Below are 24919 nucleotides of genomic sequence, written 5' to 3'. Positions count from 1 at the left end.
GGCGGGCAGCGCTCACAGGCCGGCCCTTTCGATCAGTGCGGTGCGGGCTTCCTCGACATCCGAGAAGGCATGGCGCTGCCCCTGGATCTCCTGGTAGTCCTCATGCCCCTTGCCGGCCACCAGGATCACATCGGCCGGCGTCGCGGCCAGCACCGCCTCGCGGATCGCCACGCGGCGGTCCACCAGCGCCGTGTGCGGCGCGCCGGCGGGCAGGCCCGCGACGATGTCGGCCAGGATCTGCGCCGGGTCCTCGGTGCGCGGGTTGTCGCTCGTCACGACCACCTGCCCCGCGAGCCGCGCGGCGATGGCGCCCATCAGCGGGCGCTTGCTGCGGTCGCGATCGCCGCCGCAGCCGAACACGCACACGAGCTTCCCGCCGCGTGCGGCCGCCAGCGGGGCCAGCGCGGCCAGCGCCTTCTCCAGGGCGTCCGGCGTGTGGGCGTAGTCGACGACCAGCTGCGGCAGCTCACGGCCATTGCCCACGCGCTGCATGCGGCCGGGCACGGGCGTCACCAGGCCGGCCACCGGCACGATCGCCGCCAGCGTGTGGCCCAGCGCGCGCAGGCCGCCGATCACGGCCAGCAGGTTGGCGACGTTGTACTCGCCGATCAGGCCGGTTTCGACGAGCTGGTCCGCCGCGCCCTGCTCCTTCAGCGTGAAGGCCAGGCCGCCGGCACGGTAGTGCAGGTCGTGGGCCGATAGGCGGGCATCGGCGCGGTTCAGACCGTAGGTCCACAGGGCCAGCACGCCCTGCGACGGCAGCTCGGCCGCCAGCGCGGCCCCCTGCGGATCGTCCACGTTGATCACCGCCGCCTGCAGGCCGCTCCAGCCGAAGAGCTCGCGCTTGGCCTCCCAGTAGGCGGCCATGGTGCCGTGGTAGTCGAGGTGGTCCTGCGTGAAGTTGGTGAACAGGGCCACGCGGACCTGCGTGCCGTCCAGGCGGTGTTCCTTGATGCCGATGGACGAGGCCTCGATGGCGCAGGCGCCGAAGCCCTCGTCGCGCATGCGGGCGAAGGCCTGCTGCAGCATCACGGGGTCCGGGGTGGTCAGGCCGGTGTACTCGATGGCCGCGGCCTGCGCGGTGCCGGGAATGGGCGGCACGCCCACGCCCAGGGTGCCGATGACGCCGCAGCGCTGGCCCAGCAGGGTCAGGGCTTGCGCGGTCCACCAGGCCGTGGAGGTCTTGCCGTTGGTGCCGGTCGTGGCGACCACCGGCAGCGTCTGGCTCGGCTGGCCGTAGTACTGCGCGGCGATGGCGCCGGTGCGGCTCTTCAGGCCGGGCAGCGAGGCCACGCGGGCGTCCACGAAGCCGAAGGCCTCGACGCCGTCGTCCTCCACGAGGCAGGTCGCGGCGCCGGCGGCCAGCGCGGCGGCCACGTAGGCACGGCCGTCACGCGCGTAGCCGGGCCAGGCGATGAAGGCGTCGCCGGGCTGCACGAGGCGGCTGTCGGTGCGCAGCGCGCCCGTGGTCCATTCCTGGAGCCAGCGGGCGGCAGCCTCGGGGGATTTGAGTCGGGTCAGCATGGCTCAGAAACTTTCTTCCACGGCCTCGAGCTTCTGGCTCGCGACGATCTGTGTCTTGACGTCCAGGTCCGGCGGCACGCCCATCAGGCGCAGGGTCTGGGCCACGACCTGGCTGAAGACCGGGGCGGCCACGGCCCCCCCGAAATAGACGCCGTTGCTCGGCTCGTCCACCATCACCGCGACCACGATGCGCGGCTTGCTGATGGGGGCCAGGCCGACGAACCAGGAGCGGTACTTGTGGCCGGCGTAGCCCTTGCCTTCCTGCTTGTGCGCAGTGCCGGACTTGCCGCCGATGCTGTAGCCCGGAACCATCGCCGCCGGGGCCGTGCCACCGGGCGCAGCCGCGGTCTGCAGCATGGCGCGCACCTGCTGGGCGATCTCGGGGCGGAAGACGCGCAGGCCGCTCACGGGCTCGCTGCTGGGGCGCTTCATGATGGTCACGGGGATGACCTCGCCGTCGCGGGCGAAGGTGGTGTAGGCGCGGGCCAGCTGGAACAGCGAGGCCGAGAGGCCGTAGCCGTAGCTCATGGTGGCCTGCTCGATGGGACGCCAGCTCTTGTAGGGCCGCAGCTTGCCGGTCATCGCGCCGGGGAACTCCAGCTGCGGACGCTGGCCCAGGCCGATGGCCGTGAACATCTCGTGCATCTCGCGCGCGGGCATCTGCATGGCGATCTTGGCCGTGCCGACGTTGCTCGACTTCTGGATCACCTGCGCGACGGTGAGGTCGCCGTAGGGGTGCACGTCGGTCGGCGACCAGCCGGCGATCATCACGGCGCCACGAGCGGTGTTGATGACGGTGTCCGGGCGCACGCGGCCGGTCTCCAGGGCCAGGCCGATGGTGAAGGGCTTCATCGTCGAGCCGGGCTCGAAGACATCGGTCAGCGCGCGGTTGCGCAGCTGCTCGCCCAGCAGGTTCTGGCGGTCGCCGGGGTTGTAGCTGGGCCAGTTGGCCAGGGCCAGGACCTCGCCGGTCTGCACGTCCAGCACCACCACCGAGCCGGCCTTGGCGCGGTGCTCGGCCACGGCGTCGCGGATGCGCTGGTAGGCGAAGAACTGCACCTTGGCGTCGATGGAGAGCTGGATGTCCCGGCCATTGCTGGCGGGCACGCGCTCACCCATGTCCTCGACCACGCGGCCCAGGCGGTCCTTCACCACGGCCCGGCTGCCGTCGCGGCCCTGCAGGTCCTTCTGGAAGGCCAGCTCGATGCCCTCCTGGCCCCGCTCTTCCAGGTTGGTGAAGCCCACGATGTGCGCGGCGGACTCGCCTTCCGGGTACTGGCGCTTGTACTCGCGGTCCTGGAAGACGCCCTTGAGGTTGAGCGCCTTGATCTTCGCGGCGGTGTCGTCGTCGGCCTGGCGGCGCAGGAAGACGAAGCGGTTCGACGGATCCAGGCGCTTGTCCAGCTCCTGCGGGCTGACCTTGAGGATGCGGGCGAGCTCGCGGCGCTTCTCGGGGTCGGTGTCGACGTCCTTGGGGAAGGCCCAGATGGAGGGCACGGCCACGCTGGAGGCCAGCACCTGGCCGCTGCGGTCCTTGATCTGGCCGCGGCTGGCGGGCAGCTCCAGCGTGTGGGCGTAGCGGGCCTCGCCCTGGCGCTGGAAGAAGTCCTGGGCGATCAGCTGCACGTAGACGGCACGGCCCAGCAGGCCGGCGAAGGCCAGGCCCACGAGCGCGACGATGAAGCGCGAGCGCCACGGCGGCGTCTTGGCCGCCAGCAGCGGGCTGGTGGCGTAGTTGACGCCGCGTGGGCTCAGCGCATTGCCGCCCGTGCGCTTGCCGCTCATGGCTGCACTCCGGCGGCGGCCGAGGCGGCACGCCCGCCCAGCTCGACCGTCTGGGTGATGGCGGGCGAGACGGCGCGCATCTTCAGGCGCTCGCGGGCGACCTGCTCGACACGCAGGTTCGTGGCCTGCGCATGACGCTCGGCCAGCAGGCGCTGGTGGTCGGCCTCGAGCTTGCGGCCCTCGTTCTGGGAGCGGTCGACCTCGGTGAAGAGGCGGCGCGCCTCATAGCTGCTGCGCACCAGGTAGTAGCCCGAAACCATCACCGCAGCCAACAGCACCAGCGTGATGCGAGACCACATCAGCGGCCTCCCTTGCGCTTGCCGGACTTGGGTGCCGCCGCCGGTGCCTCGACCAGCGGCGCATCGGTGCGCTCGGCGACCCGCAGGATGGCGGAGCGCGAGCGCGGATTGGCGCGGACCTCGGCCTCGCTGGGCTTGATGCGGCCCAGGGCCTTGAGCGCCAGCGGCTTGGGCGCGGCGAACATGGCGCGGCGGTCGACGACGTCCTTGCTGTGCTGGGCGATGAAGTTCTTGACGATGCGATCTTCCAGCGAATGGAAGCTGATCACCGCCAGGCGACCGCCCGGGCGCAGCAGGCGCAGGGCCGAGCTCAGCCCCTGCTCGAGCTCCTCAAGCTCGGCGTTGACGAGTATCCGTAGAGCCTGAAATGTGCGCGTTGCAGGGTCCTGGCCCGGTTCGCGGGTTTTGACCGCACCAGCCACGACTTTGGAAAGCTCGGCGGTTGTTCGAACAGGGCTCCCGCCTTCCCGGCGAGCCACAAGCGCCTTTGCAATCGGGAGAGCAAACCGTTCTTCGCCATAGTCGCGTATCACCTCAGCAATCTGGCGCTCGTCGGCACGGGCCAGGAAATCCGCGGCACTCTCGCCGCGGGTCGTGTCCATGCGCATGTCCAGCGGGCCGTCGAAACGGAAGCTGAACCCGCGCTCGGGGTTGTCGATCTGCGGGCTGGAGACGCCCAGGTCAAGCATCAGGCCGTCGATGGCGTGCACGCCGATGCGGTCCAGCTCGTCGGCCATCTGCGCGAAAGGCGCGTGGCAGATGCAAAAACGCGGGTCCTCGACCCGCGTCTCGCCTGAGGTGGCGGCCGCGATGGCCTCGGGGTCCCGGTCGATGGCGATGAGCCTGCCCTGCGGCCCCAGCCGGCTCAGCAGCAGGCGCGAGTGCCCGCCGCGGCCGAAGGTGCCGTCCACATAGACGCCGTCCGGCCGGTGCAGCACGCCTTCCACGGTCTCGTGCAGCAGCACGGTGGTGTGGGTGAACGGGGCGGGGGAAGTGGTGGCGCTCATATCAGAAGCTGAAGTCCTTGAGCGCGTCCGGCAGCTCGGACTGCATGACCTGGGCTTCGTGCGCGGCATAGGCCGCGGCGTCCCAGAGCTCGAAATGGCTGCCCATGCCCAGCAGCATCACGTCCTTCTGGAGGCTGGCGCTGGCACGGAGTTCAGGGGCGATCAGCACGCGGGCGGCGCTGTCGATCTCGACGTCCTGGGCGTTGCCCAGGAAGACACGCTTCCAGCCGGCCGCCGACATGGGCAGCGCAGCGATGCGGTCACGGAAGGTTTCCCAGGCAGGACGGGGGAAGACCATCAGGCAGCCCTCGGGGTGCTTGGTGACGGTCAGCTGGCCATTGCACAGGCCCTGCAGCAGCTCGCGGTGGCGTGTAGGGACGGTCAAGCGCCCCTTGGCGTCCATCGCCAAGGCACTCGCCCCTTGAAACACGTAATTCGCCACAGCGACCCACAATCTGACAATTTCTCCCACTTTACTAACCGACTTTCGGAAGGTCAAGGAAAATCGGAGAAAAGTTCAATGAAATCAATCACTTACAGTTGATTTCATCACTCGGCGCTGGAAAAAAAGTCGTTCAAAAATAAGGACTTGCGAATCGCAGTAAAAGTGCTGGATGAACTGCGGACGCCCGGATCGGGGACTTTCCCGCAGTCGCCCCGGCCCGCCACCCCCGGGGCCCGGCCGCGGTCAAACGCTGCCCTTACACTCGCGCCAGCCCCTTACGCAAACGCTTTCATACCGCTTCGCCATGGCTCGACCTCCCGCATCGCCCTCGGCCCGCAAGGCCGGCCCCGTCACGCTCGGCATGGTGGCCGAGGCCAGCGGCGTGTCGCCCAGCACGGTCTCGCGCATCCTCAATGGCACGGCCGTGGTGAGCGCGGAGAAGAAGGCCGCCGTGGACCGGGCCATCGCCGAGCTGGGCTTCGTGCCCAACCCCATCGCCCGGGGCCTCGCGGGCGGGCGCACGATGAGCATCGGCGTGATCACGCAGTTCATCGACAGCCCCTTCTTCGGCGTCGCCATGCGCGGGATCGAGGAAACGCTCAGCGAGGCGCACTACAGCGCCCTCTTCGTCAGCGGCCACTGGGACGTCGAAGTGGAGCAGCGCTGCATCGACACCCTGATGGGCCGCCGCGTGGACGGCATGATCATCCTCAACGGGCGCGTCGGCGACGCCGCCCTGCGGCAGCTGGCCAAGCAGGTGCCGACCGTCGTCACGGGGCGCAGCATCAAGGCCCCGAACGTCTACGCCATGGACTATGACCACCGCGAGGGCGCGCGCCTGGCCACCCAGCACCTGATCGCCCGCGGTCACCGGGACATCGCCCACATCGGCGGCGATCAGAGCCACTCCGACGCGCGCGAGCGCCTGGCCGGCTACCAGACGGCCCTGGAGGCGGCCGGCATTCCCTTCCGTCCGGCGCTGGTGGAGTGCGGCAACTATCTGGAGGAAGGCGGCCGGCAGGCCGCCGAGCGCCTGCTGGCCAGCCCGCAGCGCTTCACCGCCCTCTTCGCGGCGAACGACCAGATGGCCATGGGCGCCGCCGTGGCGCTGCACAAGGCCGGCCTGCGCGTCCCGCAGGACGTCTCGCTGGTCGGCTTCGACGACCTGGCCCTGGCCATGCACATGACGCCGCCGCTCACCACGGTGCACCAGGCCAGCCTGGAGCTGGGCCGCCTCACCGCCCAGGCCCTGCTCGAGATGCTCGCCGGCGGCAAGCCCACGCTGAAGCTGCCCGAGCCGCGCCTCGTGGAGCGCGACTCCGTGGCCGCCGTGGCACGCAGCATCGGCCGCTGAGCCGGCGCCGGCCCCACCACGGGCCCCGGCGGTGAATTCGCCGCCAGAAATCGGTTTCATCTCCCCCCTGATGGCGCACGCCGACCCGCTGTTGCTTTGCTGCAGGGCAGCAGCGCCGTATTAGGGTGATGCCTAGGTCACATCGCTTGGCGGCTGGCGCTACTATTTGAAAGCGCTTTCAGTGCTGCAGGGTGAGAAGCGCCCCTGCCGCCACACCTAAAACCACAGGAGACAGCCCCATGACCCGCGATCCGCGCCGCCGACACCCCCTCCCCTTGAGCCGGCTGGCCGCAGCCTGCGCCGTTCTCATCGCCCCGACCCTGCACGCCCAGCAGGCCGATCCTGCCCGGAAGGACGACAGCGCCAAGCTGGACGTCGTCGTGGTCACCGGCATCCGCAAGAGCCTGGACAGCTCCCTGGACCTGAAGCGCAAGGCGCAGGGCGTGGTGGACGGCATCGTGGCCGAGGACATCGGCAAGTTCCCTGACACCAACCTGGCCGAGTCGATGCAGCGCATCGCCGGCGTGTCCATCGACCGCGCCAATGGCGAGGGCTCGCGCGTGACGGTGCGGGGCGTGGGCCCCGACTTCAATCTGGTGCTGCTCAACGGCCGCCAGATGCCGGCCGCCAACCTGGCGGACACCACCGCCTCCAACGCCCGTTCCTTCGACTTCGCCAACCTCGCCTCCGAAGGCGTGGCGGCCCTCGAGGTGTACAAGACCGGCCGTTCGGAGAACCCGACCGGCGGCATCGGCGCCACCATCAACATCAAGACGGCCCGGCCGCTGGACAACCCCAAGACGATCGCCAGCCTGGGCGCCAAGCTGGTCAGCGACGCCTCCAACCAGCGCCTGCCGGGCCTGATCGCGGGCGCGCAGACCACGCCGGAGCTGTCGGGCATCTACAGCCAGGTCTTCGCGGACGGCACCTTCGGCATCGCCCTCACCGGCAGCCTGCAGAAGCGCAACTCGGGCTACAACCAGGCCGGCGTGGCCGCGGGCTGGTACTCCAAGCCCGGCAACATCGCCAACGCCAACGACTGGACGGCCCTGCCCCTGCCCACCGAGCCCGGCGCCAGCAAGATCACCAACCGGCCCAAGCTGACGGACCTGTACGAGGTGCCGCAGAACCTCATGTACAGCATGAACGGCATCGAGCGCACCCGCACCAACGGGCAGCTGGTGCTGCAGTACCGTCCGATGAAGGACCTGACGCTGACGCTGGACAAGACCTATTCCGAGAACAAGATCCACACCAAGCGCAGCGAGCTCTCGGCCTGGTTCAACTTCGCCTACGACAAGACCACCTGGGCGGACGGCCCCATCGCCTCGCCGCTGATCTTCTCGGAGCTCTACACCAACGGCCCGGCCGATGTGGCCATGGGCGGCGCCTACTTCGGCACCAAGAACAAGAACGACTCCACCGGCTTCAATACCGTCTGGCGGGCCTCGGACCGCCTGAAGATGGAGTTCGACGCGCACCATTCCGTGGCCACCGCCGGCGCGGACAGCCCCTACGGCACGAACAACGCGCTGGGCGTGTCCATGCAGAACCGCGCCAGCGACCGCGTGGACTTCTCGAACAAGTTCCCGGTGCTGGGCATCGGCCTCTCCGGCAACCCGGCGGACAGCGCCAGCCTGATGCAGGTCACCGGCTCGTCCTTCCGCAATGCCTACATGCGCAACGCGATCGACCAGGCGCAGGTCAAGGGCAGGTACACCCTGTCGGACGCCTCCAACCTGGACTTCGGCGTGGGTCTGACCAAGGTGAACAACCGCACCGCCTTCGCCAACGTCCAGCAGAACGACTGGGGCGGCCACAACAAGCCTTCTGACTACGCCGACAGCCTCTGGCAGGCCGACACCATCCAGCCCTACTTCGGCCGCGCCATGGGTTCGGCGGACCGCTCGGCCATGGTGAACAACTTCTTCGTCTGGGACTTCAACGCCGTGCGTGACGCCGCCGTGAAGGCCGATGGCAGCGACAAGTGGTTCAAGTCCTCGGACAACTTCGACGACGACCGCCGCACCCAGGAGCGCAGCACCAGCGCCTTTGTGCAGTACAGCACCGACTTCGACTGGGGCGTGCCGATGGGCGTGGCCCTGGGCCTGCGCTACGAGCGCACCAAGGTCGACTCCCAGGCCCTGGTGCCCATCGCCACGGGCATCCAGTGGGTCTCCGCCAACGAGTTCGCCATCCTGAAGGGCGCGCCGGGCTTCACGAGCCTCTCCGGCAAGTACAGCTACCTGCTGCCCAGCATCGACTGGGAGGCCGAGCTGAGCAGCCAGTGGAAGGTGCGCGCCAGCTTCGGCGAGTCCATCGGCCGCCCGGGCTGGGACAAGATCCAGGGCGGGCAGACGCTCAACGAGTACCGCGCCGCCGGCGGTTCCGGCAACCAGGGCAATCCGGGCCTGAAGCCGCTGCTGTCCAAGAACCTGGACCTCTCGGCCGAGTACTACTACGCCAAGAGCAGCTACGCCGCGATCGGCATCTTCCGCAAGAACATCAGCAACTACATCGGCACCAGCGTGGTCCCGATGACGCCGTTCAGCCTGACCTCGCCCATCAACGGGGCGCTGTTCAAGGAAGCGGCCGCCTCCTGCGGCGGCGCGGACCTGACCTGCGTGCGCAACTACCTGCTGAACACGTACAACGGCCGCAACGGCATCGTGAAGACCGGCGTGGACGGCTCGGGCAATGCGGTCGGCACGATCGCGGGGCAGGCGGGCGATCCGGCGGCCGTGTTCAACATCAGCGTGCCGACGAACCAGCGCAGCGACCACATCAACGGCGTGGAGCTCAATGTGCAGCACGCCTTCGGCCGCAGCGGCTTCGGCATGGCGGCCAACTACACCTATGTGCGCTCGGGCCTGAAGTTCCAGAACGACGACCTGAAGGACCAGAACGCGCTGGTGGGCCTCAGCAACTCCGCCAACCTGGTGGGCTTCTACGAGGACGACCGCTACAGCGTGCGCATGGCCTACAACTGGCGCGGCGAGTTCCTCAACAGCACCAATGCGGCGGTGAACGGCGGCTCCGGCCCCTCGTACACCGAACCCTACGGCCAGTGGGACCTCAGCGTGGGCTTCAAGTACAGCCCGCAGCTGAGCTTCCAGTTCGAGGCGATCAACCTGAACGACGGCGTGATCCGCACGCACGGCCGCACGAACCTCGAAGTGCAGTCGGTGACGCAGACCGGCCGCCGCTTCATGGTCGGCGCGCGCTACACGTTCTGAGCGCCCCGGTGAGCGGGGCTGCCCCACGGCGGCCCCCTCGCTCAGGGATCCTGCCCATCCCGGCGGGATCCCGGTCTCTCTACCATCGGCCCAGCCCGACCCGAACACCCCCATGCGCCCCGCCCTGCTCGACAACATCAGCCACCAGGCCCTGCACCTGGACCCCGCGCCGTCAGCGGCCTTCGGCGACGACCTGGCCGCCGTGCCCACGGTCCCGGCGGAGTTCCGCCTGCTGCAGGGCTGCTTCCCCATCGTCTTCCAGGCCGGCAGCGGCGAGCTGCCCTTCCAGCCCGTGGCGCTGATGAGCCTCAGCGGCGCCGGCAATCTCTTTCTCGGTCCCGAGGGCTGGGAGGCGCCGCACCTGCCCTGGGCGATGGAGCGCCAGCCCCTGATGGTGGGCCGCGACGCCACGCAATGGGTCGTGCACATCGACCTCGACAGCCCCCGCCTGAGCGAGCGCGGCGGCGAGCCCCTCTTCCTGCCCCAGGGCGGCCTCTCGCCGCTGCTGGAGCGCCGCATCGGCGTGCTGCAGGCCCTGCACGACGGGCTGCAGACGCTGCCCGCCTTCATCGCGCGCTTGCTGCGCCTGGAGCTGCTCGAGCCGATGGCGCTCGACCTGCCCCTGCCGGCGGGCGGCACGCGCCGCATCGGCGGCTTCCATGTGATCCACGAGGAGCGCCTGGCCGCCCTGCCCGGCGACGTCGTGGCGGAGCTGCACGAGCGCGGCGAATGGCTGCCGCTGGCCATGGCCGTGGCCTCGCTGTCTCGCTTCGGCGATCTCGTGCAGCGCGAGCAGCGCCTTGGCTGAGAGGCCCGCGATGCGCGAGCTGCCCTGCCATCCCGGCCAGGTCCCGTCCGCGCTGACCGGCACCGGCCCGGACGGCGACACGCCCTGCGTGCTGCGCGGCCTGGTCTCGCACTGGCCCCTCGTGCAGGCGAGCCGCCGCAGCCCTCGTGATGCGGCTGCGCTGCTGCGTCGCCACTGGCGCGACGCCACCGTGGGCATCTACCGCCTGGCCCCGGAGACCGGCGGCCGGATCGCCTACACGCCCGATGTCCAGGGCTTCAACTTCAGCCGCGCCCTGGTGCCCTTCGGCGCCGTGCTGGACGAGCTGATGGCCGCCCTGGACGACCCGGCGCCCTCCACCGTCTACATGGGCTCGACCACCGTCGAGACCTGCCTGCCGGGACTGCTGGCGTCGCATCCGCTGGCCATCGAGGCCGAGGAGCCGCCGCTGGCAAGCCTGTGGCTGGGCAACCGCGTCACGGTGCCCGCGCACCAGGACTGGCCCCGCAACATCGCCTGCTGCGTCAGCGGCCGCCGCCGCTTCACGCTCTATCCGCCCGAGGCCGTGGGTGATCTCTACATCGGCCCGCTGGACCTCACGCCGGCCGGCCAGCCCGTCAGCCTCGTCGATGCCGCCGCGCCGGACCTGCAGCGCTTCCCGCGCTTCGCCGCCGCACAGGCCCGCGCGCAAGAGGTGACCCTCGAGGCCGGCGACGCGATCTACATCCCCAGCCAGTGGTGGCACCAGGTGGAGGCGCTGGACCCCTTCAGCGGCCTGCTCAACTACTGGTGGCGCCGCACGCCGCCCTGGCAGGACGCGCCCACGAGCGCGCTGTGGCTGGCCCTGGCCACGGTGCGCGACCTGCCGCCGGCCGAGCGCGAGGCCTGGCGCGCGCTCTTCGACCACTACGTCTTCGAGGCCGGCGAGCACACCGCCGCCCATCTGCCCCCGCCGGCGCGGGGCGCGCTCGGTCCGCTGGACGAGGCCGCCCATCGCCGCCTGCGCGCCCTGCTGCTGAACAAGCTCAATCGTTGAGCCCCCACCACCCGACGAGGCCCTGCATGACCCCCTTCCACACCTCACAGCCCGTCCGCCGCGTCGTCATCGCCGGGGGCGGCACCGCCGGCTGGATGGTCGCCGCGCTGATGGGCAAGCTGCTCGGGCGCCAGGTGCAGATCCGCCTGGTGGAGTCCGAGGAGATCGGCACTGTCGGCGTCGGCGAAGCCACGATCCCGGCCCTGCATGCCTACCACGAGCTGCTGGGCATCGACGAGGCCGAGTTCATGGCCGCCACCCAGGCCACCTTCAAGCTGGGCATCCAGTTCGAGGGCTGGAAGACGCCCGGCGAGTCCTACCTCCACGCCTTCGGTCGCACCGGCCAGGACCACTGGAGCGCCGGCTTCCAGCACTTCTGGCTCAAGGGCCAGCGTCAGGGCCTCGCCCGCCCCTACGGCGAGTACTGCCTGGAGCTGCGCGCCGCCGAGGCGCAGCGCTTCGCCCATCTGCCGCGCAATGGCCTGAACTACGCCTACCACCTCGACGCCTCGCGCTACGCCCGCTTCCTGCGCGCCATCGCGCAGCAGCACGGCGTGCAGCGCATCGAGGGCAAGATCGCCGAGGTGCTGACGCAGGGCCCCGACGGCGCCCTGAGCGCGCTGCGCATGCAGGACGGCAGCCTCGTCGAGGGCGATCTGTTCGTTGACTGCACCGGCTTCCGGTCCCTCCTGCTGGGTGAGACGCTGGGCGTGGCCTACGAGGACTGGACCCACTGGCTGCCCTGCGACCGCGCCGTGGCCGTGCAGACCGCCGCGGTGCGCGAGGCGCCGCCCTACACGCGCTCCATCGCCCATGACTTCGGCTGGCAGTGGCGCATCCCCCTGCAGCACCGCGTGGGCAACGGCCTCGTCTACAGCAGCCGCCTGCTGGACGATGCCGACGCGCCGGACGTCCTGCGCCGCCACGTGGAGGGCGAGCTGCTGATCCAGCCGCGCGTGCTGCGCTTCACGCCGGGCCAGCGCCTGCGCACCTGGGAGAAGAACTGCGTCGCCGTGGGCCTCGCGAGCGGCTTCATCGAGCCGCTGGAGTCCACCAGCATCCACCTGATCCAGCGCGCAGCCATCCGCCTGCTGCAGATGTTCCCGGCCGGCGGCATCCGGGCCTGCGACATCGAGGAGTTCAACGGCCAGACGCAGAAGGACCTGGCGCACATCCGGGACTTCATCGTCCTGCACTACCACCTCAACGCCCGCGAAGGCTCGGCGCTGTGGACGCACTGCCGCGAGATGGCGGTGCCGCCGAGCCTGCGCCATCGCCTCGACCTCTTCGCGCAGACGGGGCGCGTGTTCCGGCCGGCCGACGAGCTCTTCGCGGAGAACTCCTGGATCCAGGTGATGATGGGCCAGGGCCTGGTGCCGCAGGCCTACCACCCGGTGGCCGACCTCATGGGCGACGCCGAGCTGCGGCAGTTCCTGGGCGGCCTGCACGAGCAGGTGGCGCACACCGTGCAATCGCTGCCCGCGCACGAGGCCTACGTGCGACGCTTCTGCGCGGCGGCCCAGGCGAAGGTGGCGCAGGCCGTGGCCTGAGGCCCGCCTGCCGCCCCGCGATGCCTCCCCCGAAGCGGGTCGGCGCCATTGACATCGCCCCAGGGCTTCCCTATAGTTTGAAAGCGCTTTCACGATTCATGCACAGCAACGGCATCGATCGCGAGGCGCGGCCCTCCGGCCCACGATTCCCAGGCGCCTCGACGCGCCCAAGACAACGACGAGAGACAACGTGGATGCACAACGACGCGCCGGCCTCGGGCTGGCCCTGGGCCTGTGGGCCGGGGCCGGACGGGCCGCGGCACCGCAGCGACTGACCGTCGCCGCCTATCCCAAGCTGGACGCCATCGTCCGCGCCGCCGTGCCGGCCTGGACGGCGCGGCACCCGGGCGTGGAGGTGGAGGTCATCAGCCGCGAGATGAACGACCACCACACGGCCATGATCACGGCGCTGTCCACCGGCAGCCATCTGCCGGACCTCATGGCGCTGGAGGTCGGCTACGTGGGCCGCTTCGCCCAGGGCCGCGGGCTCTTCGACCTGCGTCAGGCGCCCTGCCAGGCGGAGCGCCTGCGCGAGCGCTTCGTGCCCTACACCTGGGGCCAGGCCAGCAACCGTCGCGGCGAGCTCGTCGCCCTGCCCTCGGACATCGGCCCCGGCACCCTGCTCTACCGCCAGGACCTGCTGGCCCGCGCCGGCTTGAAGGCCGAGGACCTCAACGGCAGCTGGGCCGGCTACGTGGCCGCCGGGCGCGAGATCCGCCGCCAGACCGGGGCCTACCTGCTGGCCCATGCACGGGACATGAAGGACATCCTGATCCGCACCGGCGTGCAGGACGGCGAGGGCCTCTACTTCAGCCAGGACAACCGCGTGCTGGTCAACACGCCGCGCTTCCAGCGGGCCTTCGAGCTGGCCCGCCAGGTGCGCGCCGAGGGGCTGGATGCCAAGGTCTACAACTGGTCCAGCGACTGGACCGAGGGCTTCCGCCGCGGGCTGATCGCGACACAGATGATCGGCGCCTGGCTCGTGGGCTTCATGGGCTCCTGGCTGGCGCCCAAGACGCGCGGCCTGTGGCGCGCGGCCCAGCTGCCCGAAGGCGCCTTCGCGGCCTACGGCGGCAGCTTCTACGCCCTGCCCGCCAAGGGCGACCCGGCGCGCCGCGCCCTGGCCTGGGACTTCATGCAAGACCTGACCCTCAACAAGACCCTGCTGCTGGACGCCTTCCAGACGCACGACATCTTCCCCGCGCTGGTCGACACCTTCGAGGACCCCTTCTTCGACGAGCCGGTGGCCTTCCTGGGCGGCCAGCGGGCCCGGCACCTGTGGCGCGAGGCCGCCCGCCGGATCACGCCCGTGGCCGTCCACCGCCAGGACGCCTTCGCCGACGAGGTCATCAACACCGAGCTGGACAAGGTGCTCACCCGCGGCAAGGACATCGCGAGCGCCCTGGGCGACGCCGAGCGCCTGCTGCAGACGAGGGCCGCCCGATGAGCCGCCTGCGCATCCGCCCGCAGCACGCGCCCTATGTGCTCCTCGTGCCCTTCCTCGTGCTGTTCGCCGTCTTCGGCCTCTTCCCACTGCTGTTCTCGCTGTGGCTGGCACTGAACCGCTGGGAACCCACCAGCGGCCTCGCGGCCATGGAGTGGGTCGGCCTGGACAACTTCGCCTTCGCGCTGAAGGACGCCTGGTTCTGGAAGTCCCTGGGCAACACCGTGTGGCTGGGCGTGGCGAGTGCGCTGCCCCAGCATCTGGTGGCCCTGCCTCTGGCCTGCGGCCTGCAGGCGCTCGGCCAGCGCTGGCGCAACGCGCTGATGGGCGCCTACTTCCTGCCCTACATCACCTCGACGGTCGCCATCGCCATCCTGTTCAGCGCCCTGTTCTCGACGGACTACGGCCTGATCAACAGCGGCCTGGCCACGCTGCGCCAGCTCCCGGGCCTCGGCCTGCTGCTGCCCGCGCAGGCCATCGACTGGCTCAACGACCCGGACCGCCTGCGCCCCGCCATCGCCCTGGTCGTGTTCTGGCGCTACGTGGGCTTCCACACCGTGCTGTACCTCGCCGCCCTGCAGACCATTCCCAAGGACCTGTACGAGGCCGCGATGATGGACGGCGCCGGCCGCTGGCAGCGCTTCCTGCACATCACCCTGCCGGGCCTGCGCAGCATGATGCTCTTCGGCTTCACGCTCTCCGTCGTGGGCAGCCTGCAGCTCTTCGAGGAGCCCTTCGTGCTGACCAACGGCCGCGGCGGCAATGACCAGGCGGGCATGAGCAGCGCGGTCTACCTCTACCGCCTGGCCTTCGACTTCAACGACTTCGGCGCCGCGGCGGCGATGTCGTGGCTGCTGTTCGCGATCCTCGCGGCGGCCACGGCGGCCCTGCACCGCGCCTTCGGAAAGGAGCGCGCGTGATGAGCCCCCGCCCCGCCCTGCCGAGCTCACGCTGGCTCGCCTACGCCCTCGTCGGGGCCGGCGCCCTGCTGATGCTGGCACCCTTCTACGTGATGTTCGTCTTCGCCACGCAGTCCCGGACGGACATCTTCAGCGTCCCCCCGCCCCTGTGGTTCGGCGACGACCTGCTCGCCAATCTGCGCCTGCTGGGCGAGCGCATCCCCTTCTGGCGCAGCGTGGGCTGGAGCCTCTACGTGGCGCTGATGTCCACGGCGCTCACGCTGCTCTTCTGCGCCATGGGCGGCTATGCCTTCGCGATGTTCGAGTTCCGCTTCAAGCGCCCGCTCTTCGCCCTGGTGCTGGGCACCATGCTGCTGCCCAGCTTCATGAGCATGATCCCCAGCTTCATGGTGATGGACCTGCTGGGCTGGATCGACGAGCCGCGGGCGCTGTACCTGCCCGGCGCGGCCAACGCCTTCGGCATCTTCCTGATGCGCCAGTACGCCCGCAGCGCCGTGCCCAAGGAGCTGATCGAGGCCGCCCGCATGGACGGCTGCGGCGAGCTGGGCATCTTCGTCCGCATCGTGCTGCCGCTGCTGAAGCCGGCCCTCGGGACGCTGGGGCTCATCGCCTTCATCGGCAGCTGGAACAACTTCGTGGGCCCGCTGATCGTGCTGCGCAGCCCCGAGCACTTCACCCTGCCGCTGGCCCTGCGCCTGCTGCAGAACCCCGTGGACACCGAGTGGGGCGCGCTCATCGCCGGTGCCGCCGTGGCCACGCTGCCCCTCATCGCCCTCTTCATGCTGGCCTCACGCCAACTCATCGCCGGCCTGACCGCCGGTGCCGTCAAGTGAGCCCGCGCCTTCCTCACCCGTTCTCCTTCCGCCGACCTGCCCCATGACCGACCCGACCACCGCCCTGCACTTCCCGCCCGACTTCGTCTGGGGCGTCTCCACCAGCGCCTTCCAGATCGAAGGCGCCGCCGATGCCGACGGCAAGGGCCCCAGCATCTGGGACACCTTCTGCCGCCAGAGCGGCGCCATCGCCGATGCCAGCGACGGCCGCGTGGCCTGCGAGCACTACCAGCGCTGGGCCGACGACCTCGACCTCATCCAGGGCCTGGGCGTCAATGCCTACCGCTTCAGCGTGAGCTGGCCCCGCGTGCAGCCCACGGGCCAGGGCGCCTGGAACGAGGCCGGCCTGGCCTTCTACGACCGCCTGGTGGACGGCATGCTCGCCCGCGGTCTGCAGCCGCACCTGACCCTCAACCACTGGGACCTGCCCCAGGCCCTGCAGGACCAGGGCGGCTGGGGCAGCCGCGAGACGGTGGACCGCTTCGTCGACTACGCCCTGGGCATCCAGCGCCGCCTGGGCGACCGCCTGGCTTCGCTGTGCACGCACAACGAGCCCTGGGTCGTGGCGGTGCTGGGCCACCAGAACGGCGTCTTCGCGCCAGGCCTCAAGGACGAGGCGCTCGCGCTGCAGGTCTCCCACCACCTGCTGCTGAGTCATGGCCGGGCCGTGAAGGCACTGCGGGCCGCGGGCGCCAGGGAGAAGCTGGGCATCGTGCTCAACCTCGCCCCCACCCACCCCGCCACGCCCTCCGCCGCCGATCGCGCCAAGGCCATCGTCGAGGACGGACGCCTGCTGCGCTGGTACATGGACCCGCTGTGCCAGGGCCGCTACCCGGTCGACATCTGGCTGGACCTGGGCGAGAAGGCGCCGAAGATGCAGGACGGCGACCTGGCCGAGATCCGCCAGCCGATCGACTTCCTCGGCGTCAACTACTACTCCCGCTCGGTGCAGAGCGCCGACAAGCCCTGGGACCCGAAGGCGGCCGGCAAGGAGGTCAACGAGATGGGCTGGGAGGTCTATCCTGAAGGCCTGACCGAGCTCCTGCTGCGCCTGCACCGCGACTACCCGCAGGTGCCCAGCCTGTGGGTGACCGAGAACGGCGGCGCCTTCCCCGACCCCTGGGTGGACGGCCGCGTGCAGGACGAGGCCCGCACGCGCTACCTGCAGCGCCACATCGCCGCCGTGCAGGCGGCACGCCAGGAGGGCGTGCCGGTCGATGCCTACATGGTCTGGAGCCTGCTGGACAACTTCGAGTGGTCCTCGGGCTATGCCAAGCGCTTCGGCATCGTGCACGTGGACTACGAGACCCAGCAGCGCACGCTCAAGGACAGCGCCCGCTGGTACCGCCAGTTCCTGGCCGCGCAAGCCAAGGGGGCCTGAGGTGGCACGACTGAGCCTGCAAGGCATCCACAAGCGCTACGGCGAGCAGGACGTCATCCGCGGCATCGACCTGGACATCGAGGACGGCGAGTTCCTCGTCTTCGTCGGCCCCTCCGGCTGCGGCAAGAGCACGACACTGCGCATGATCGCGGGCCTGGAGGACATCTCCGCGGGCTCGCTGCTGATCGACGGCCAGCGGGCCAACGAGCTGCCGCCGGCCGAACGCGGCGCGGCCATGGTGTTCCAGAGCTATGCGCTGTATCCGCACATGAGCGTGGCCGAGAACATGGGCTTCGCCCTCAAGATGGCCGGCGTTCCGAAGGCCGAGCGCGAGGCGCAGGTCCGCCGCACGGCCGAGACCCTCAAGCTGACCGAGCTGCTGGACCGCCGCCCGGCGCAGCTCTCGGGCGGCCAGCGCCAGCGCGTGGCCATCGGGCGCGCCATCGTGCGCAAGCCCAAGGTCTTCCTCTTCGACGAGCCGCTGTCCAACCTCGACGCCGCCCTGCGCCTGGAGATGCGCATCGAGCTGGCGCGCCTGCATCGGCAGCTGGGCGCGACGATGATCTACGTGACCCACGACCAGACCGAGGCCATGACGCTGGGGGACCGCATTGCCGTCTTCCACCAGGGCCGCATCGAGCAGCTGGGCACACCGCTGGCGCTGTACGAGGACCCGGCGACCGAGTTCGTGGCGAGCTTCATCGGTTCGCCGTCGATCAACTTCGTGGACCGCCCGCCCGAAGGCGCCACGCCCGCGCACCGGGCCCTGTGGTCGGGCTGGGCCCCGGCCCTGCCCGACACGGTCCGCCGCCTGGGCGTGCGCCCCGAGCACCTGCAGCTGGCGCCCGCGGGCGAGGGCGTGCCGGCCCAGCTGGAGTTTGCCGAGCACCTGGGGGATACGCACCTGCTCTATGCGCGCGTCGAGGGCCTGGAGAAGCCGCTGACGCTCAAGCGTTCCGGCGCGGCCCCGGCCCTGCAGGCGGGCGACCGCCTCGGCCTCGTCGCCTCGGCGGCACGGGTGCTGGGTTTCGACGGGCAGGGCCAGCGCGTTCGCCCCTGAACGGGCCGCGCGAGGGGCGCACACCACGCGGCATCCCTAACACGCAGGACCCATGTCCGCCCGTGACGGCCGGGGCTCGGCGATGATGGTGACCTCGCCCTCACGCCCGGACCCTTGCCCATGCGCCACCTCCCGCTCCGCCGTCATCCGCTGCTGGCCCTTGCGCGGGCGCTGCCCCTGCTGCTGGCGGCGGTGGCCGCCGCGCCCGCCCGGGCTCAGGACGGCTGCATCGGCAACTTCATCGACACCCAGCGTCGCTACCCCAGCAACGAGGCGCCGCCCTCCACCCAGGTCCAGGCCCTGCCGGAGGGCGTGCCGCTGGGTCCGGTGCGCTACCGCCCGCGCGGCACGGACACCTCCCGCACGCTGGACACCTACCTGGGCAGCTTCTGCACGACCGGCTTCCTCGTGCTGCACCAGGGGCAGCGGGTCTTCGAGCGCTACCTCCAGGGCACCGGGCCGGGCACGCGGCTGCTGTCGGCGTCGATGTCCAAGACGCTCCTGTCGCTGCTGGTGGGCATCGCCGTGTCCGAGGGCCGGCTCTCGTTGCAGGAGCGCGTCGCGGACGTGCTGCCCGACTTCAGGGACAGCGCCTTCGCAGCGGCCACGGTCGAGGACCTGCTTCGGATGAGCGCGGGCGCCGAGCTGCTGAACTCCTACGATCCCGGCGCGGCGTCCGACAACCAGGCCATCAACCCCATCCTCGAACCGCGCACCGACATGCGGGCCTACCTCCGCCAGAAGACGGCCCTGGACCCCCGGGGCAAGGTCTTCAACTACAACGGCGCGGTCAGCACCGTGCTGGGCTTCGTGCTCAGCGCGCGCACCGGCATGAGCAACACGGCATACCTCGCCCAGCGCCTGTGGGAGCCCCTGGGTGCCGAGGCGCCGGGCGGCTGGATCAAGAACCGCTGGGGCCAGGAAGGCGTGCAGGGCCAGTTCGTGGCCACGCTGCGGGACTACGCCCGCGTGGGCCTGCTCCTCATGAACCTCGGCCGTGTGGGGGACCGCCAGGTGGTGCCGCAGGCCTGGATCGAGCAGATGGTGGCCCTGCGCCCGGACAAGCCGCAGCCGGCTCAGGCGCCCTTCTACGGGCTGCATGTCTGGATCCCGCAGGCCGCGGGGGGGCGCTCCTTCGCCTGGGGCACCAACGGCCAGAACATCTTCGTGGATCCGCTGGCGAAGGTCGTCATCGTCCACACCGGCAACAGCCCCGCCGCGGAATTCAATGGCAATGCCCACCTGTTCCCCCTGCGCGACGCCATCACCGGCGCCCTGGCTGTCCGGGCGCCCTGAGCCTCCGCCGGGTGTCCTCCGCGTGCCGCCGTCCGCCGTCCGCTCTCAGGCATCAGGCATCAGCGCATCAGGCATCAGCGCATCAGCGATCAGGGTTGCTTCTGGTAGACCCGCACATGCTCGATCTCGTAGCGCAGTGGGAAGATGCCGTCGTCGACCGGGCCGCCCAGGTCGCCCCCGATGGCGAGGTTGAGGATGAGGAACTGCGGTGCATCGAAGGGCCACTGGGCGGGGCCGGTGCCGAGCTTGTCGTAGCGGGCATGCTCCACGCCATCGACGCCGAAGCGCAGGCCCTGCGGCGTCCAGAGCATCTGGTAGTCGTGGAAGGCGCTGCAGGCCGTCGGCACTTGCACGGCGCCCCCCTTGCCGTTGCCACCGGAGCCACTGCTCGTATGCACCGTGCTGAACACGTTGGTCGGATCGCGGCCGACCTGCTCCATGATGTCCAGCTCGCCCTGGGCCGGCCAGGTGCCCTCCGCCCCCAGCATCCAGATGGCGGGCCAGCTGCCGCGGCCGCAGGGGAGCTTGGCACGGATCTCGAAGAAGCCGTAGGTCCATTGGGCCGTGCCCGCGGTGAGCAGGCGCGCGGAGCTGTAGCGCTGGCCGCCCCAGTCCGGCTGGTCCGAGCGGCTCTCCAGCCGGGCCGTGATGACCAGGCGGCCGTCCCTCACCTCGCTGTTGGCCGGGCGCGCCGCGCTGTAGTACTGCAGCTCGTGGTTGAACCAGCCGCTGGCATTGCGGCCTGTGTCATAGGACCAGCGCCGGGCATCGGGCAGTCCCGGCTGGTCGAATTCGTCGGACCAGACCAGCACGTGGTCGGCGGGGCGAGCCAGGGGGCTGGGTGCGGGGGTCGGCATGGGGGTGGGGATGGGCGTCGGGACCGGTGTCGAGGGTATCGAGGGTGCCGGGGTCGGCGTGGCAGCGGGCGCGCCACCTCCCCCGCAGGCCGCCAGGGCCAGACCCGCGATGGCCGGCCAGCGTCGCAGCGCCCGGGCCGCCATTCCGGGGCGGCGGGGCGTCGGGGAGCCGGCGGGGGATTCGGGCACGCAGGCCATCGCGGCCATCGTTGCCATCGGGGCCATCGGGGCCATCGGGGCGGTCGGGGCGGTCGAGGCGGGAGGGGAAGACCGGGCGGACGGGCCGGACAGATCGGACAGATCGGCCGGGGCGAACAGCGCGGACAACGCGGCCCTGCACGCCGCGAGGAAGGGGGTCGGCAGGGGCAGGACGCGTGGGGATGCGGGCATGGCAGGTCTCCATCCGGCACGGGTGGATCCATGCCGCCATTCTGATTTGAAAGCGGTTTCATTATCGGAAAGCGATCGCATGGCGAGCTGAGTAGAAACACCAAGCCCGTTCGAACGCAGCGGCCTTGCAGCTTGAAAGCGGTTTCATAGACAATGCCCCACATCGACATGCACCGCATCAGGAGACCTTCATGAGCCAGGCCCATCCGACGCAGGCCCTCTTTCCGCGCTTGCTGGGAGACATCGGCGGCACCCACGCGCGCTTCGCCTGGATGGACAAGCCCGGTGCGCCGTTGAGCCATGTGCAGACCTACCGCTGCGCCGAGCACCCGACGCTGGGCGACGCCATCCAGCGCTACCTGAACGACCGGGACCCGGCGCGCCCCGCCGCCTGCGCCCTGGGCATCGCCAACCCGGTGACCGGGGACGAAGTGCGCATGACCAACCACCACTGGGCCTTCTCGATCACGGCGCTGCAGAAGGAGCTGGCCCTGCAGCGGCTGGAGGTCATCAACGACTTCACGGCACTGGCGCTGTCCCTGCCGAGCCTGGGCGGTGCCGACCTGCAGGACCTGGGCGGCGTGCGGCCCGCCCCCGAGGTCCTGGCTCAGCCCCAGGCCCCGCTGGCCCTGCTGGGCGCAGGCACGGGCCTGGGCGTCTCGGGCCTGATCCCGTCGGCCCAGGGGCTCGTCCCGCTGGCCGGCGAGGGCGGGCACGCCACGCTGTGCGCCATGGACGACGAGGAGGACGCCGTGCTGGCCCTGCTGCGGCGCAGCTTCGGCCATGTCTCCGCCGAGCGGGCGCTGTCGGGACCCGGCCTGCTCAACCTCTACCGCGCCAGCGCCCGGTGGCTGGGCCTGCCGGAGGCGGCGGGCATGCAGCCGGAGCAGGTGCTGCCGCGCGCGCGAGCGGGCGACGCGGTGTGCCAGCGCGCGGTGGATCTGTTCTGCCGCTTCCTCGGCAGCACCGCCGGCAATCTGGCGCTCACCCTGGGCGCGACGGGCGGCGTCTACATCGGCGGCGGCATCGCACCGCGCATGCTGCCGGAGCTGCGGGCCTCGCGCTTCCGGGAGCGCTTCGAGGGCAAGGGCCGCCTGCAGGCACTGCTGGCGCCCATCCCCTGCTTCGTGATCAGCAGCCCCACCTCCCCCGCGCTGCTGGGGGCCGCCCGGGCGCTGGACCGCCGGCACTGAGGGCGTGCCCGCCATCCCCGGTGGACGCGACTTCCGTGGAATTCCCCACGGCACTTTTGACACAAACAAGACAGCCGCCGCCTCGGAAGACGGGTTGCCCGGCGAAGCCGTGCACAATCCCCGCTGGTAGCTGGCGCCGGCCTCGCCGGGGGCGGCTGCCTGCCACCGGCCGGCGCACCGGCACCGGCCTCAGACGGCCCAGGAGTCCTTGTTGAGTCGAAAGAACACCAGCTCGCTGTTCGTGGCCCTTGCCATCGGCGTCTGCACCGGCCTGCTGCTGCCGGCGCTGATCATCGGCGGGCTGCTGATCGGGCTGCGCGAGCCGCAGGTGGCCCAGCAGACGCAGGAGCGGGACCTCCAGGCCAAGATCGACGTGCTCGCCAGCAGCCTGCCCGAGCTGCTCTGGAACCTCGACCAGGTTGCCGCCCGCGAAGTGGTGGCGGCCATCATGAAGTCCCCCGAGGTCGTCCGGGTGGCGGTGAGCGACGCCACGCAGGGCGTCCCCTTCATCGAGATGCGGCTGCCCGAGCGCCAGATGGGGCAGCTGATCAAGGGAGAGCGCGACATCTTCCGCGGCAGCACCCGCATCGGCCATCTCGAGATCGAGATCGACAATCATCTCGTGGCCGCCGCCCTCACCCGCCAGCGCTGGCTCTATGCCGCCACGGTGGGCGGCCAGCTGCTCATCTCGGTGGCCCTGGTGCTGCTGGCCCTCAACTCCCGGGTGATGCGTCCGCTGCGGGCGCTGGGCCGCTTCGCCAACGACATGGCCCAGGGCCGCTTCAGCACCGAGCTGGAAGGCGGCCGCAACGACGAGATCGGCCGCCTGGGCAAGCACCTGCAGGACATGCGCGATGCGCTGCAGCACCAGTTCGAGGCGCAGCGCCAGCTCATCGAGCGCCTGCGCGGCATGGCCGAGACGGTGCCCGGCGTGGTCTACCAGCTGCGGCGCAACCCGGACGGGCGCTTCAGCTTCGCCTATGTCAGCGAGGCGGTGAAGGACTACTTCCGCGTCCCCGCGCAGCTGCTGCTGAGCGAGGCCGAGGCCCTCTTCGAGCGCATCCACCCCGACGACCGCGAGGCCGTGCGCGAGGCGCTCACCGCCTCGGCCCGGCACCTGAGCCCCTGGCAGCAGGAGTTCCGTACCGACAACGCCGACGGCAGCGAGCGCTGGCTCTACGGCAACGCCATCGCACAGCTGGAGGACGGCGGCTCGGTGCTGTGGCACGGCTTCCTGACAGACATCTCCCGCCAGCGCCGCGACGCCCTGGAGCTGGACCGCTACCGTCACCACCTCGAGGAGCTGGTCGAGGCCCGCACCCTGGCGCTGGCCACCGCCACGCAGGCCGCCGAGGCCGCCAACCTGGCCAAGAGCGCCTTCCTGGCCAACATGAGCCATGAGATCCGCACGCCGATGAACGCGATCATCGGCCTGACCTACCTGGCCCGCCGCGACTCGACCGAACCGCAGCAGCAGGACCGGCTCAAGAAGGTGGCCGACGCCGCCGAGCACCTGCTCAGCGTGATCAACAACGTGCTGGACATCTCGAAGATCGAGGCCGGCAAGCTGCACCTGGAAGCCGGCATGTTCTCGGTCAACCAGCTGCTGGACAACATCTCCAGCATGATGGCGCAGCGGGCGGCCGAGAAGCATCTGCAGGTGCAGCAGGACGTGCCGGACGAATTGCTGGACCGCGTGCTGATGGGGGATTCGCAGCGCATCACCGAGATCCTGATCAACTTCGCCGGCAACGCCATCAAGTTCACCGACCACGGCTTCGTGCGCCTCAACGCCCGGCTGCTGCAGGAGACGCCGGACCACCTGCGACTGCGCTTCGAGGTCGCGGACAGCGGCATCGGCATCAGCGAGGAGGCGCAGGCGCGGCTGTTCCAGGACTTCGAGCAGGCCGACAGCTCCACCACGCGGCGCTATGGCGGCACGGGCCTGGGCCTGGCCATCTCCCGGCGCCTGGCCCGGCTCATGGGCGGCGAGGTCGGCGTGCAGAGCCGCCTGGGCGAGGGCAGCCTGTTCTGGCTGGAGCTGGAGCTGCCGCTGTCGGACCAGCCGCTGGCGGCCGCGGGCCTGCAGCGCGGCCAGGCGGCGCGCGAACTGCTGGCGCCCTACCAGGGCCGCCGCATCCTGCTGGCCGAGGACAACGTCGTCAATCAGGAAGTCGCCGTGGCGCTGCTGCAGAGCGCGGGCCTGGAGGTGGACGTGGCCGGCGACGGCGTCGAGGCCTGCGAGATGGTGCAGCAGGGCGACTACGGCCTCGTGCTGATGGACGTGCAGATGCCCGCCATGGACGGCCTGGATGCGACCCGCGCCATCCGCTCGACGGAGAAGGGCCGCCACCTGCCCATCCTCGCCATGACGGCCAATGCCTTTGCCGAGGAGCGCCAGCGCTGCCTGGATGCCGGCATGAACGACCACGTGGCCAAGCCCGTGGTCGCCGAGCAGCTCTTCCTGACGCTGCGCCGCTGGCTGCATGCCAGCGCGGAGTCCCGCACACCGGGCTGAGCCG

19 protein-coding genes are annotated in these 24919 nt (G+C 70.6%); 13 read left to right on the top strand and 6 right to left on the bottom strand.

Annotation, left to right across the window (positions count from 1 at the left end; all coding sequences use genetic code 11):
* Window positions 1-12 precede the first annotated feature (12 nt).
* Genes QRD43_RS07825 through mraZ form a run of 5 tightly spaced genes read right to left on the bottom strand, consistent with a single transcriptional unit; the run spans window position 13 to window position 5045 of the window.
* Entirely contained in the window at window positions 13-1524 is a 1512-nt protein-coding gene (locus QRD43_RS07825; RefSeq protein ID WP_285981927.1) for a UDP-N-acetylmuramoyl-L-alanyl-D-glutamate--2,6-diaminopimelate ligase, read from the bottom strand.
* A 3-nt stretch (window positions 1525-1527) separates the two neighbouring features.
* On the bottom strand, window positions 1528-3309 hold the full coding sequence (locus QRD43_RS07820) for a peptidoglycan D,D-transpeptidase FtsI family protein (protein ID WP_285981926.1): 1782 nt from the start codon (window positions 3307-3309) through the stop codon (window positions 1528-1530).
* On the bottom strand, window positions 3306-3608 hold the full coding sequence (gene ftsL / locus QRD43_RS07815) for a cell division protein FtsL (protein ID WP_285981925.1): 303 nt from the start codon (window positions 3606-3608) through the stop codon (window positions 3306-3308). Before ftsL ends, QRD43_RS07820 begins: the two co-directional genes overlap by 4 nt.
* On the bottom strand, window positions 3608-4615 hold the full coding sequence (gene rsmH / locus QRD43_RS07810) for a 16S rRNA (cytosine(1402)-N(4))-methyltransferase RsmH (RefSeq protein WP_285981924.1): 1008 nt from the start codon (window positions 4613-4615) through the stop codon (window positions 3608-3610). Before rsmH ends, ftsL begins: the two co-directional genes overlap by 1 nt.
* 1 nt (window position 4616) lies before the next feature.
* Window positions 4617-5045 (bottom strand): division/cell wall cluster transcriptional repressor MraZ, encoded by a 429-nt coding sequence (gene mraZ, locus QRD43_RS07805; RefSeq protein ID WP_285981923.1) that lies wholly within the window; start codon window positions 5043-5045, stop codon window positions 4617-4619.
* A gap of 319 nt (window positions 5046-5364) precedes the next feature.
* Here mraZ and QRD43_RS07800 point away from each other — a divergent pair, with 319 nt between their 5' ends.
* The 11 genes from QRD43_RS07800 to QRD43_RS07750 all read left to right on the top strand — a co-directional run bounded on the left by QRD43_RS07800 (window position 5365) and on the right by QRD43_RS07750 (window position 19957).
* Window positions 5365-6414, top strand: a complete 1050-nt coding sequence (locus QRD43_RS07800) for a LacI family DNA-binding transcriptional regulator (RefSeq protein WP_285981922.1) — start codon at window positions 5365-5367, stop codon at window positions 6412-6414.
* A 239-nt stretch (window positions 6415-6653) separates the two neighbouring features.
* Window positions 6654-9650: a TonB-dependent receptor gene (locus tag QRD43_RS07795; RefSeq protein ID WP_285981921.1), complete on the top strand. Its 2997-nt coding sequence runs from the start codon at window positions 6654-6656 to the stop codon at window positions 9648-9650.
* 112 nt (window positions 9651-9762) lie between these two features.
* Window positions 9763-10458: a SapC family protein gene (locus QRD43_RS07790; protein ID WP_285981920.1), complete on the top strand. Its 696-nt coding sequence runs from the start codon at window positions 9763-9765 to the stop codon at window positions 10456-10458.
* A gap of 10 nt (window positions 10459-10468) precedes the next feature.
* A complete protein-coding gene (locus QRD43_RS07785) occupies window positions 10469-11473 on the top strand; it encodes a cupin-like domain-containing protein (RefSeq protein ID WP_285981919.1) in 1005 nt (334 codons plus the stop codon).
* 26 nt (window positions 11474-11499) lie between these two features.
* Window positions 11500-13023, top strand: a complete 1524-nt coding sequence (locus QRD43_RS07780) for a tryptophan halogenase family protein (RefSeq protein ID WP_285981918.1) — start codon at window positions 11500-11502, stop codon at window positions 13021-13023.
* A gap of 190 nt (window positions 13024-13213) precedes the next feature.
* A complete protein-coding gene (locus QRD43_RS07775) occupies window positions 13214-14470 on the top strand; it encodes an ABC transporter substrate-binding protein (protein ID WP_285981917.1) in 1257 nt (418 codons plus the stop codon).
* A complete protein-coding gene (locus QRD43_RS07770; RefSeq protein ID WP_285981916.1) occupies window positions 14467-15387 on the top strand; it encodes a carbohydrate ABC transporter permease in 921 nt (306 codons plus the stop codon). The genes QRD43_RS07775 and QRD43_RS07770 overlap by 4 nt, the downstream gene beginning before the upstream one ends.
* Window positions 15387-16220: a carbohydrate ABC transporter permease gene (locus QRD43_RS07765; RefSeq protein ID WP_285981915.1), complete on the top strand. Its 834-nt coding sequence runs from the start codon at window positions 15387-15389 to the stop codon at window positions 16218-16220. The genes QRD43_RS07770 and QRD43_RS07765 overlap by 1 nt, the downstream gene beginning before the upstream one ends.
* 43 nt (window positions 16221-16263) lie before the next feature.
* Window positions 16264-17601, top strand: a complete 1338-nt coding sequence (locus QRD43_RS07760) for a GH1 family beta-glucosidase (protein WP_285981914.1) — start codon at window positions 16264-16266, stop codon at window positions 17599-17601.
* 1 nt (window position 17602) lies between these two features.
* A complete protein-coding gene (locus QRD43_RS07755; protein ID WP_285981913.1) occupies window positions 17603-18661 on the top strand; it encodes an ABC transporter ATP-binding protein in 1059 nt (352 codons plus the stop codon).
* Window positions 18662-18781: 120 nt separating this feature from the next.
* Window positions 18782-19957 (top strand): serine hydrolase domain-containing protein, encoded by a 1176-nt coding sequence (locus tag QRD43_RS07750; RefSeq protein WP_285981912.1) that lies wholly within the window; start codon window positions 18782-18784, stop codon window positions 19955-19957.
* 89 nt (window positions 19958-20046) lie between these two features.
* Here the strand turns inward: QRD43_RS07750 and QRD43_RS07745 are convergent, their stop codons facing one another.
* Window positions 20047-21204: a glycoside hydrolase family 16 protein gene (locus tag QRD43_RS07745; RefSeq protein WP_285981911.1), complete on the bottom strand. Its 1158-nt coding sequence runs from the start codon at window positions 21202-21204 to the stop codon at window positions 20047-20049.
* 191 nt (window positions 21205-21395) lie between these two features.
* Between QRD43_RS07745 and glk the strand changes: the two genes are divergently transcribed.
* Both glk and QRD43_RS07735 read left to right on the top strand, forming a co-directional pair.
* On the top strand, window positions 21396-22397 hold the full coding sequence (glk, locus tag QRD43_RS07740; RefSeq protein ID WP_285981910.1) for a glucokinase: 1002 nt from the start codon (window positions 21396-21398) through the stop codon (window positions 22395-22397).
* Window positions 22398-22608: 211 nt separating this feature from the next.
* Window positions 22609-24915 carry a response regulator gene (locus tag QRD43_RS07735; RefSeq protein WP_285981909.1) on the top strand — a complete coding sequence of 769 codons (2307 nt, stop codon included), beginning with the start codon at window positions 22609-22611 and terminating at the stop codon, window positions 24913-24915.
* The last annotated feature ends 4 nt before the right edge of the window (window positions 24916-24919 follow it).

This window comes from Roseateles subflavus, from assembly GCF_030285365.1.
Classification (GTDB): domain Bacteria; phylum Pseudomonadota; class Gammaproteobacteria; order Burkholderiales; family Burkholderiaceae_C; genus Roseateles_B; species Roseateles_B subflavus.
This window is presented reverse-complemented; position numbering and strand designations above follow the sequence as displayed.